We start from the raw sequence: 12157 nt of genomic DNA, 5'->3' as shown, positions 1-12157 counted from the left end.
GCATATTTGTGGGAAATAACAGAAAAATCTTTTGTCACAAGAATTGTCACAAAGAAAAATACATTGTGACAATAATTGTGACAATGAAAAATTGCAGTAAAGAGGCAATAACTATATATTTGTAACAATAAAAATACGACAAATGAAAAACAAGAAACAAACTCTCCTACTCTTATTTACTCTGTTGCTAACTCAAATACTTTACGCGCAACAATCCATAGATAATCTGCGCGATAGCATAGCAACCAATTTTTCAACCCAACTAAATCTGTTTCCGCAAGAGAAAGTACACTTGCATACCGACAGGGAACTATACTCCCCTGCCGAAAAAATATGGTTCAAAGCCTACCTTGTGGATGCCTATCATCATCAATACTTGCAGCAAAGCAGGTATGTATATGTAGAACTCATAGCACCAGCCGACACCTTGATACAACGTGTGATGATTGCTCCGCAAAATGATATGTATCACGGGTATATCAAACTACCAACAGAAACTCCCGCAGGGGCATATACTCTCTGTGCCTACAGCAAACACATGGAGAACCAAGGAAAGGAGTATTTCTTTCGGAAGAAGATTCATGTGGTGCCCAGTGTAAAAGTACGTGAAGAAAAAGAAGAAGATTCCAAGGATACAAAGCCAGCAAAAAAGAAAGACTACGAAGTGTACTTTTTCCCCGAAGGAGGAAATATACCGGCAGGCGAGCGAAGTATGGTAGCGTTCAAAGCACTGGACGAAGATGGTAATGCAGAGATAATAACAGGCTGGGTAATAGACAGTAGCGGTAAGGAGGTGTTGGAAGTAAACACCCTGCACGAAGGCATGGGAACTTTTTCACTTTTCAGCAAAACAGGCGAAACGTATTCACTGCGTTGCACCAACCACCAAGGAACAAGCAAAACATTTAAGCTACCTGCAGCACAGCCTAATGTTTTTGCGCTTAGCTGCACCGCACGAAAGAATATGTTACTCCTGAATAAACTACATGCTACAGAAGCGAACACACAAGAGAAACATTACCTACTGGCACATTGTAAAGGTGGACTGTTTCATTTTGAGGAGTGGGATGAAGAAAAAGCAATCTCTTTCCGTCTCGACGAGTTACCTGCAGGAATTATCCAATTCCTCTTGCTCGATGAACAACTGAACCCGCTAAGCGAACGCCTCTTTTTCTCCAAGAACTACGAAACAACTACAATAGATTTTTCTACGAACAAAATAGTCTATGACAAGCGGGAGCTTATTTCTTGCGAGCTATCAGTGTCAGACAAAGATGCTATTCCCCTACTCTCCAACCTATCTGTTGCCATTACCGATGATGAAGATATTGTGTACGATGGCACAGCTCCCACCATACTCTCCAGCCTGTTGCTGACTTCGGAGTTAAACGGCTACATAGCATCGCCCGGTTATTATTTTGAAAACAATGATGCCGAACGCACACAAGCGCTTGATTGCCTGATGCTGACACATGGATGGAGACGCTACGATATACCCAAAGTTGTAAAAGGGGAGTTCACCGAGCCTGCTATACAGGCAGAAGTTAGCCAAACAATATCGGGGATGGTAAAAACATTGGTGTCAAATCATCCGGTGGTAAAAACCGAGGTAAACTTTCTTGCGCATAAGAAATATGTGACCGGTAAAGCATTAACCGATGAAAACGGAAGATTTTGTTTTGGTGGCTTTGAACTTCCCGATAGCACTACTTACGCTGTGCAAGCCTTAAGCAATAAAGGGAAGAAAACCGTAGAGCTACTACTAGACGAGACTACCTATCCAATACTAAAAAAGTTACCTCATCGCAAAGAAGAGATTACCACGTTTGCCAACCATAGTTCTTATGCACCCAAAGTAATGCAACGCGAACATACCTATAACGAGAAAATGCGCAGCATCCAACTCGACGAAGTAGTAATCACAGCAAACAAAGTAGATAAAATGAAGGATAAAATGCCTTATTTCTCTAGTTTTGCAACACGTTCAATTAATAGTGAGGCAATCAAGAAAAAGCGTCCCAGAGCAACAAATCAGGCTCTTTGGGGGTTGCCAAAGGTAAAGATATCTCCTACTGGTGAGGTTGGGCTGTACGGTCGACCCGGCTCTTTTATAGATGAAACAACCCCAATGGTTTATGTTGATGGAATGCGCATGGGCAGAGACTTTAACATCAACGACATACCGGTGGAAGATATATACCAAATTGATGTATTCAACGATAAGATAGCTCTCAGTGCTTTCCCACGGAGCGATCGGGATACAGGAGTTATCAGTATTATCATGAAGGCACCGGAAGATAGAGCCCACGGCGAACAGTTTAACATCAAAACCACAACCCCACTCGGCATACAAAAGCCGGTAGCATTTTATGCGCCTCGCTATGACACGAAGACGCCAAACCATAATACGATCGACATCCGTACCACTCTCTTCTGGAAACCCGATGTAATAACAGACGAAGAGGGGAAAGCCTCTTTCGACTTCTATTCGGCAGATTATTATACGACCTATACAGTTATTATTGAAGGGGTGACCGAAGAAGGATTGATAGTAAGAGCGGTGGAGAAAATAAAAATAGGAGAAGAATAAAGAAACACTCTTAATAAACATAAAATACTAATTATGAAACACTACTCAACACTCCTACTAACTCTTCTGTTTTTGCAGGCAGCCTACGCCCAGCAACCCATCGATAATCTGCGCGACAGCATAGCCAACAACTTTGCCATTCAGCTCAACACCTATCCGCAAGAGAAAGTACACCTGCATACCGACAGGGAATTATACTCCCCTGCCGAAAAGATATGGTTCAAAGCATACCTTGTGGATGCCTATCACCATCAATATATGCAGCAAAGCAGGTATGTATATGTAGAACTCATAGCACCAGCCGACACCTTGATACAACGTGTGATGATTGCTCCGCAAAACGATATGTATCACGGCTACATCACGCTACCAACAGCAGCTCCCGCAGGGGCATATACTCTCTGTGCCTACACCAAATACATGGAGAACCAAGGAAAGGAGTATTTCTTTCGGAAGAAAATTCATGTAGTACCCAGTGTAAAAGTACGTGAAGAAAAAGAAGAAGACTCCAAAAATAAAAAGCCAGCAAAAAACAAAGACTATGAAGTGTACTTTTTCCCCGAGGGAGGAAATATACTAGCAGGCGAGCGAAGTATGGTAGCGTTCAAAGCACTGAACGAAGATGGCAATGCAGAGATAATAACAGGCTGGGTAATAGACAGTAGCGGTAAGGAGGTATTGGAAGTAAACACCCTGCACGAAGGCATGGGAACCTTCTCGCTCTTTAGCAAACCGGGCGAAACATATTCACTGCGTTGCACCAACCACCAAGGAATAAGCAAAACATTTAAACTACCTGCAGCACAGCCTAACGTTTTTGCGCTTAGCTGCACCGCACGAAAAAATATGTTATACCTGAATAAGCTACGTGCTGCAGAAGCAAACAGACAAGAGAAACATTATCTATTGGCACACAGCAAAGGCGAATTGTTTTGTTTTGAAGAATGGAACGAAGAGAAGGCAATCTCTTTCCGTCTCGACCAACTACCTGCGGGAGTTATTCAGTTCCTCTTGCTCGATGAACATCTGAACCCGCTAAGCGAACGCCTCTTTTTCTCCAAGAACTACGAAACAACTACGGTAGATTTTTCCACGAACAAAACAGTCTATGACAAGCGGGAACTTATTTCTTGCGAGCTATCAGTGTCAGGCAAAGAGGCTATTCCCCTACTCTCCAACCTATCTGTTGCCATAACCGATGATGAAGATATTGTGTATGATGGCACAGCTCCCACCATACTCTCCAGCCTGTTGCTGACTTCGGAGTTAAAAGGCTACATAGCATCACCCGGTTATTATTTTGAAAACAATGATGCCGAACGCTTACAAGCACTTGATTGCCTGATGCTGACACATGGGTGGAGACGCTATGACATTCCCAAAGTAGTAAAAGGGGAGTTCGCAGAACCTACCATAGAAGTAGAAGTTAGCCAAACAATATCGGGGATGGTAAAAACGTTGGTGTCAAATCATCCGGTGGTAAAAACCGAGGTAAACTTTTTCGCTTATAAGGGAAATGTAACCGGTAAAGCATTAACCGATGAAAACGGAAGATTTTGTTTTATTGGCTTTGAACTTCCTGATAGCACCACTTATGCAGTGCAAGCTTTAAGCAATAAAGGGAAGAAAACCGTAGAGCTACTGCTAGACAAGACAACCTATCCAAGACTAAAGAAATTGCCTCATCGCAAGGAAGAGATTACCACGTTTGCCAACCACACCTCCCATGCGCCCAAAGTTATGCAACGAGAACATGCTTATAACGAGAAAATGCGCAGCATTCAACTCAACGAAGTGGTAGTCACAGCAAGGAAAGTAGATAAATCGAAAGATAACCTACCATGGTTTGCAAAAATATCGACTCATGTATTAGACAGCGAATACATAAAAAAGAAAAATGCACCTAAGGCAACACAACTTCTTGCAGGCATAGCAGGCGTAAGAATAGATGAAAATGAAAATGTCATTATACGATCAAGTGGCTTTAACGTATTAGCCATTTTCTATGTCGATGGATTTCAACAGGATTCGGAGTTCAAAATCAATGACATACCTGCTCACGAAATACATCGCATTGATATTTACAAAGGTCCCGATGCTGCTATTTTCGGCATGTCAGGTGCAGGTGGTGTAATAAGCATTATCACTAAAGGTCCAGAGGATAGAGAACCACCTGCACAATTTAACATCAAAACCATAACCCCACTCGGCTTACAAAAGCCGGTGGCATTTTATGCGCCTCGCTATGACACGAAGATACCAGACCATGATGCGGTTGATATTCGTACTACTCTCTTCTGGAAACCCGATGTAATAACAGACGAAGAGGGGAAAGCTTCCTTCGATTTCTATTCGGCAGATTATTATACAACCTATACGGTTATTATTGAAGGGATAACCAAAGAGGGATTGATAGTAAGAGCGGTGAAGAAGATAAAAATAGGAGAAGAATAAAGAGAATAAACAATAAACACTATGAACCAAAGATTAAAAACAACAGCTATCCTACTAATTGGATTGTTATGCTGCTACTCTTGCCAAGAGAAGAACAAAAAGGGTATCGCTACGGATTCCGAAGAGATTCTAACAGTAAATTTAGATGCTCCGGATGATGAGGTTTCTTTTTACGACATTTTCGATCGGGTGTCGGTTATCCAATTGGAAACGACCGAAGAATCGTTGATACGCACAATATGGAAGATTGTGTTTCACAACGACTCCATTTTTGTTTTCGACAGACCACAACAAACGATATTTCTTTTTGACGCAAACGGCAAGTACCTGAGTAAGCTCTGTAAAGTAGGAAACGGACCTGGTGAATACTCTTCCATTAGCGACTTCGCCATCAATAAATTCACCAATAACATAGAATTACTCAGTCCAATGCAAGGAGTATTTTGCTATGATTTGAACTTCAATTTCATCGAAAAGATAGTTACTCCCGAAGGAAGAGTTATTCATAGCTTTGCCATTATAGATGCCTGTACAAGAGTATTTCACAATCACGTAAGGGAGAATAATCTTGAGGTGTTTGATTGTTGCAGCAACGAAAAAACTGGCGAATACTACAACATCCCTAAAGATATCTATTTCAAGTCCGGAATTGTAAGTCCTTTCTCGTGTTTCGAGAACAGACAAGAAGGAGAAGCCACTTTCACGCAATCATTCACTCATACAGTTTACAGCATAACGAGAGATTCTTTTAAGCCGCGCTATACATGGGACTTTGGGAAATATAATTTCGATCTAAAAAAGGATCTGGACTTAACGCAGTCGGCAGAAGAATGGAAAAACTTCATTGAAAGTAAATCATTCAAAGAAAACCACATCTTTAGTTTGGGAACAAACACAGAAACGTCTTCATTCTATCTTGCAAATTTCATGTTTTGGAAAGAACAGAGAAACATTACGGTTATTCACAACAAAGCAACTGGCAAACAGATTAAGTTCAGCCTGTTTAAGGAAGGTGTGTGTTTCCCCAATTACGCCCATGCTACAGAAGACTTCATCTATCCATGTCCCATGAGCATGCGAGTGATAGATAGTTATTTGAATGACCAAATAAGAAAAGAGAATAATATCTCACTTGAATGGGATGAAGATCAAAATCCTATTATTATGAAGTATTATTTGAAGAAGAATTAATTCCGTCAATGCCTCCGGTTTTAGTTTTGTGATGTATGAGTTCAACCCCATTACAGGGTTGTGGATGGGTGATATTTGCTTCCACAGGTTTCACCCGTGGTTATAGACATTGCACCCCTACGGGGTTTGGTTAGCCAATGCCGTAGTCTACACTTTATTATCGAATAGTTATGTATGAAGTGTTTATCCTTCCCCATGGTTGCCCCTTCGGGGCTGAATATGGATAACCACGGGGGAAACCCGTGGCAGTGAGTAAGTTAATGAATGAATCCCGTAGCGGATTCAACCCCACACATCATAACTTTATAAAGAGCACATAGCCCGATGGTAAGCTTCCTGAAAAAGTCCTTGCATATATTAAGAATTTTAGCGAATATTGCATATGAATCTTAACATATATACATTATTTATTCTCACCATGTTGAGAACAAATACTCGCCTTGTTGAGAACGAATACTCGCCATGTTGAGAATAAATTCTCAACATGGCAAAAACAAATGAGAAAAACAATAATAGTTTCATCTAATACAATCCGGAATCATGAGCAATACTCCTAATAGTTTCTGTGTAATAGCAATGCTTCTACTTATTGCTGCTTTCTCTGCCTGTCGGCAAGAGAAGAGGGTGGCATTTGAGTTTCCCGAAACCATTCAGTTGCGATCGCAAACAATAGAGCTCGATACGGCTGTTTTTCGCTACCCGTTCAGGATACGTATAGCTGGCGATAGAGCTATTGTTATGGACTTACACAACATTGATTACTACTTTCACCTTTTCACCTACCCCGAATTCAAACATCTATCGGCTTTTGGTAAACGTGGCAACGCACCGAGAGAGATGCTCTCTGCCGAGAACTTCCGCATACAAGGCGATGCGGTATGGGCACTGGATGCCAACAAGAGGGAGTTGAGCGAATTTCGTTTCAACACTTCGCGAGACTCCGTAATCCTTACGCAACAAATAACGCTCGAAGAGAAATTCTTACGTCCGTTGGATTTTGCCATAACGGGCGAGTTGTTTATCATCCCCGATTATTCCGGCAAGAAACGTTTGAACCAAGCAGACCATGCGGGAAAAATGGTAAATCAAATAGGTACAATTCCAAGCAAAAACGTAAATAACTCCAAATTACAAAACCCGGCACTGGCACAAGCATGGCGAAGTTTTATCGATTACAACCCGGCAAATCATACCATCGCAGCAGTAACGCAACTTGGCGAAGTTCTGGAAATTCTTCATTTGAACGACACTACACACATCACTTTGGAGGGTTTTGGGGGCGAACCGGAGTTCCGCTTATCAGACAACTATGCCGTGCCCACAGGTATTATGGGATTTAGCGATATCCAGATAACAGAAAGATACATTTATGCTGTATTCCACGGACGAACATTCAAAGAAATGTCTCAACAGAAAGAGCATATTGATGGTGGCAAGTATGTATATGTATTTACCTTAACAGGCGAGCCGGTAAGAAAATATGTGCTCGATGCATTTATATATGGTATCTATGTAGACGAAGCCGAAGGAATTATGCTGGCAACGGATGTGAATCAGGATCAGCCGATTCTAAAATTTCGACTGAGGTAGACTCTTCTTGCTGCAACTCAAGGATATAAAAATTTTCTTTATTATTGCTTACTCTTATAGTGTATGCCGTTTTAGCCTTCAACATATTCCTAAGTCTATTTATGTTAGTTGTCATGTTCTTTGCCGCACTTTCAGGTGCACTTTTACTCCACAATTCTGTTATTATATCCTCTTTCATCACACAATAATCGGGTGCGAGAAGAAACAATTCAAGTAACCGATTGCTCCTTGCCGATAGTTTAACAATTTCATGCTCAGCAGTAGTTATTGTTCTTTTCTCAAAATCAATAACACAATCGCCCAGCCAATAAGTCTGGTTACTCGGTAATATTGTATCGTCTTCGTTCTTTTGGTGCTTCTTATATTCTTGTATCCTATAAATAATGAATACCATTAATAAAACGCCAATGGTAGTATAAAGAACTCCTTTGGGCATTGCCCTCCAATAGGTATAGGGAGTTAGTTGTATATAAGCTGTATAGTTAATATCTTCATAATCACCTTGCTTTTCGACACTTGCCCGTTGGTTAATTCGCATATTAGTTGTATCACGACTTAACAAATTGGCTTTTGTATAGAAAGAAGCGGTTACTCCAACAGAAGATTTAACATATAGCTCGTGAGAATGGCAGATACTATCGAAAATTAAATTTAGGTCATCTACCGATAATGCTTCTGTATCAATTAAATATGTTTGAACCGCTCTATTATTAGATGTATTTTTATCAACAATTGTGGTCATATAAAAAAAAGTTGTATCAGCATATACTGCTTTCGCCTTCTTCCTTTTTCCCAAATTTTTTGGATCAAATTTAGAAAAATCACATAAGTGTGTGCGTAACATTTCTTTTTCGACATAAGTACGTTGCGATTGTTCAAACAAAGCGGGTAACATCTGTTCTGCATCTTTTGAAATTGAGAAGCATGCATATATGTAATAATACAAGGAGCATACTATGCAAGCAACAGTAAAATAGATTAAATAGAGCGGTTTCATCGTTATTTATGTGTTTATTGTTTGTTCAATTTTATATTGTGAGGCAAGTTGTGAGGCAAAAAATTTGCTATTTCTTGACAGTACAACTAACTTTACCTGCAAAAATAACTAAAAATAAGAACTAATGAAAAAAATCAAATTGTATTTTGTAGGCATAGTAATATTAGTTATTGCTATTAGCTGTTTTTCCTTAAACAAGCAAAACAAATCAAACAAGGTGTTATTATCTAATGTAGAGGCATTAGCAAATGGAGAGAATGATGGATTTTGCGCTGGAACAGGTTCCGTAGACTGTCCTAGAGGCAACATTAAAGTGTACAAAGTTTACCTCTATAGATAAATTTTGCCACATGACAACACGCGCTACCCTTCCCCCCTCCTTTCTTATACTATTGTTTACCGCAACAATACTCCTTGCTTCGTGTCACCGCAACACATCGCGTTTGGAACAGGCGCTATCGCACGCAGCGACAAATCAGGGAGAGTTGGAGAGCGTTCTTAATCATTACAAAGCAAGCCCTGCCGATACATTAAAGTATCGGGCGGCTTGTTTTTTGATTGAAAACATGTTTCATGGTTATTCGTACACGCCCATTATGGATGAGTACAGGGAAGCTGTTTTTGCAGCTCCCACCCTATTCAGGTACCAGCACGACACTATCTGGACAGAATTATCTGCACAGCCAAGCGTTTCCAGAACAGGAGTGTCGCGGTTTATTTATGATTCTTCGGTTATTACCGCAGATTATTTAATAGAAAATATAGATGAGGCATTCGATGCGTGGCAAAATGCTCCGTGGCATAACGAGATAGCCTTCGAAGCATTTTGCAAATACATTTTGCCCTATCGTGCGAGCGACGAACCGCTGTCTAACTGGCGCAAAGATTTACGAGCAAAGTTCCTACCGGCAATTACAGATGTGAAATCTTCCGAAGCCGCCTTTGTTAGTATATACAATAAGGTGTTGACAGAGTTTAAGAAGTCAAACAACGCCTATCCGTATGGAATAGATGCGCTGTTGGCAGACAAGATACAACACGGCAGTTGCGATAATCGCTCGATGTATCTGGTAAACGTACTGCGGGCACTTGGCATTCCCGCTGTATATGACCATACCCCCTTTTGGGGAAACTTTAATTCCACCGGGCACTCATGGGTGTCTTATGTTCGTAATGATTCTACTTTTTCGCTAACACACAAAGAACAGACACTTAAACTGTTTGGCACCATTGATGCCTCCCGCTTTTATCAAAAAAACCACAACTACGACATCAACACCTTCTCCTACCGCGTAGATTCGGTTAAGAAAGTACCCAAAGTATTCCGGTCGGGCTACGAGGTACAGCAGGCACACATCGATTGGCTCAACCGTAGCAAGGACGAAGTTCCTTCCTTCTTCAAAAACATCTACCGCAAAGATGTATCGGAACAATATGGTCTTTTTGCTTCGCGCGAAATATCCACTACCCACCGCTCACCCATCTATCTCTGTGCGTTCGCTGCCGGAAAAGATTGGCAACCCATTGCTGTGGCACAACCACGCCACGGCAAGGTACTATTCGAACACCTGAATAATGAATTGGTGTATATCGCTTGCCGGTACGAGAACGACTCGCTCATCCCCATTTCATCGCCATTCTACGTTACCGACAACCACATTGTACACGAAATTATTGCCGATAAAACCACCACGGAAACCATTCGGTTAACAAGGAAATACGTACTTACTTTTCATTGGACAGACAGGTGGAGCCTCTTCCTCAACGGACGATTTGAAGGGTCGAACAAACCCGATTTCAGCAGCAAAACCATTCTGCACGAAATAACAGAGCTACCCACAGGTGTAGAGCAGATTACATTCAGCAATCCCGGCAAGTATCGTTACATCCGCTTCGTAGCCCGCAAAGACGCAGATCCCAACTTTGCAGAATTTGCATTCTTGGGCAAAAAGGAACTGACGGATGCCACACAGCAAGAGATTAACGGCAAACTTATTTATCACGATATTGAAGAAATATCTATCGTGCGTGGCATGGATAAGGACAACTCTACGTTCTTCAGAATTACCAACACACCCGGTGTACCCCTGAAAGGCTATTGGTTTGGCTATGACTTGGGCAGTAACCCCGACGCGTACATAACCGGTGTATCCTTCTGCCCCATGAGCGACCAGAACATGATTGAGCCGGGCGACTTGTATGAGTTGTTTTATTTTCAGGAAGGGTGGGTCTCATTGGGCGAGCAAACCGCCACTACCAACTGTCTGAGTTATAACAACGTACCCCGGAACGCGTTGTTATGGTTGAAGAATAAGACGAAAGGAAAAGAAGAACGAATATTCACCTATAAGGACGGAAAACAGATTTGGTGGTAATATTGAATCCCTACCACGCAAACGCAACTTTACCCACAATATACTCCTCGGGCACTACTCCCCAGTAACGGGAATCTTGCGAATTTATCAGCCTATCGCCTGCCATGAAGTAGTAATCTTTCCGGAAGCTATATTCGGTAATGATGCTATCGCCTAAATACACCACATCATCCTGTAAGATGGGACGTTGCTGTTGTTCCCAAAAAATAAGAAAGCGATAGAGTCGCCAGTTTTCTTTACTCATTTGCACTACCTGCCCTTTGGCAGGAACAGCAAAAGGACCAAACTCTTTAATTGTCCACGGCAACATCTGGCTTTTGGGGAAAGCGCGCATCTCTTTGATGGTATCGGGCAGATTGGCTACTATCGCCTGCATCTCCATATTACCCAACGCCTGCTCTACTCCCCGAACACGAAAATAGCCTTTTCGTATCTCCACAGTATCGCCCGGCAGTCCGATGCAACGCTTCACGTAGTACTTCATAATATCAAAACTAATACTATCTTTTCTGTCGGGATAAGGATAGTTAAACACCAATACATCGTTGCGGTTGAAAGAGCTAAAGCCCGGCATGCGATAGATATTGAAAGGTTTTCTGTTTAAGGCGGCAAACAAATCGAACAACCGCGCGCCACCAGCCAATTTATTCACCACAATTCTGTCGCCCGGAACCAACGTTGGCTGCATGGAATCACTGGGTACGTTAAACGAAGTAAAGCAGAACACCTGCAACACTCCCCACAACAACGCCAGTAATACAAGGTAAAATGTAACATCGAGTAGTTTATTCAGAATATATTTCAGTGTTTTCATGTAATATGCTTTTATTGGTGGTCAAAGATAAAAACATTCAGGAAAACAGCCGTAAACCATGCCTCACAAGTTGCCTCACAAACAAAAATAATTTTGTGAGGCAACTTGTGAGGCACAAAATTTGCGCCATATCGTGAGTAATTCTA

At 41.6% G+C, this 12157-nt stretch carries 8 protein-coding genes; 6 read left to right on the top strand and 2 right to left on the bottom strand.

Annotated features, from left to right (window positions below; genetic code table 11):
- The first annotated feature begins 142 nt into the window (after nucleotides 1-142).
- From D0T50_RS01845 to D0T50_RS01830, 4 genes are all read left to right on the top strand, one after another.
- Nucleotides 143-2590 carry a TonB-dependent receptor gene (locus D0T50_RS01845; protein ID WP_163221399.1) on the top strand — a complete coding sequence of 816 codons (2448 nt, stop codon included), beginning with the start codon at nucleotides 143-145 and terminating at the stop codon, nucleotides 2588-2590.
- 33 nt (nucleotides 2591-2623) lie between these two features.
- Nucleotides 2624-5044, top strand: coding sequence for a TonB-dependent receptor (locus D0T50_RS01840; RefSeq protein ID WP_163221397.1), 2421 nt, complete (start codon nucleotides 2624-2626; stop codon nucleotides 5042-5044).
- 21 nt (nucleotides 5045-5065) lie between these two features.
- Nucleotides 5066-6235, top strand: coding sequence for a 6-bladed beta-propeller (locus D0T50_RS01835; protein ID WP_163221395.1), 1170 nt, complete (start codon nucleotides 5066-5068; stop codon nucleotides 6233-6235).
- A 540-nt stretch (nucleotides 6236-6775) separates the two neighbouring features.
- Nucleotides 6776-7825, top strand: a complete 1050-nt coding sequence (locus D0T50_RS01830; protein ID WP_163221393.1) for a BF3164 family lipoprotein — start codon at nucleotides 6776-6778, stop codon at nucleotides 7823-7825.
- Here D0T50_RS01830 and D0T50_RS01825 read toward each other — a convergent pair.
- Complete coding sequence (locus D0T50_RS01825; protein ID WP_163221391.1) at nucleotides 7767-8822, bottom strand: winged helix-turn-helix domain-containing protein; 1056 nt, start codon at nucleotides 8820-8822, stop codon at nucleotides 7767-7769. The genes D0T50_RS01830 and D0T50_RS01825 overlap by 59 nt on opposite strands.
- Before the next feature lie 124 nt (nucleotides 8823-8946).
- On the opposite strand from D0T50_RS01825, the gene D0T50_RS01820 reads away from it, so the two are divergent.
- Together D0T50_RS01820 and D0T50_RS01815 are read left to right on the top strand one after the other, a co-directional pair.
- A complete protein-coding gene (locus D0T50_RS01820; RefSeq protein ID WP_163221389.1) occupies nucleotides 8947-9162 on the top strand; it encodes an NVEALA domain-containing protein in 216 nt (71 codons plus the stop codon).
- 10 nt (nucleotides 9163-9172) lie between these two features.
- A complete protein-coding gene (locus D0T50_RS01815; RefSeq protein ID WP_163221387.1) occupies nucleotides 9173-11197 on the top strand; it encodes a transglutaminase family protein in 2025 nt (674 codons plus the stop codon).
- A gap of 10 nt (nucleotides 11198-11207) precedes the next feature.
- Here the strand turns inward: D0T50_RS01815 and lepB are convergent, their stop codons facing one another.
- On the bottom strand, nucleotides 11208-12011 hold the full coding sequence (gene lepB / locus D0T50_RS01810) for a signal peptidase I (protein WP_163221385.1): 804 nt from the start codon (nucleotides 12009-12011) through the stop codon (nucleotides 11208-11210).
- Nucleotides 12012-12157 lie beyond the last annotated feature (146 nt).

Origin of the sequence: Bacteroides sp. 214 (assembly GCF_010501015.1) — a bacterium.
In the GTDB taxonomy this organism is placed as follows: Bacteria; Bacteroidota; Bacteroidia; order Bacteroidales; family Bacteroidaceae; genus Bacteroides.
The sequence above is the reverse complement of the archived record's forward strand: the minus strand, read 5'-3'. Positions and strand labels throughout refer to the sequence as shown.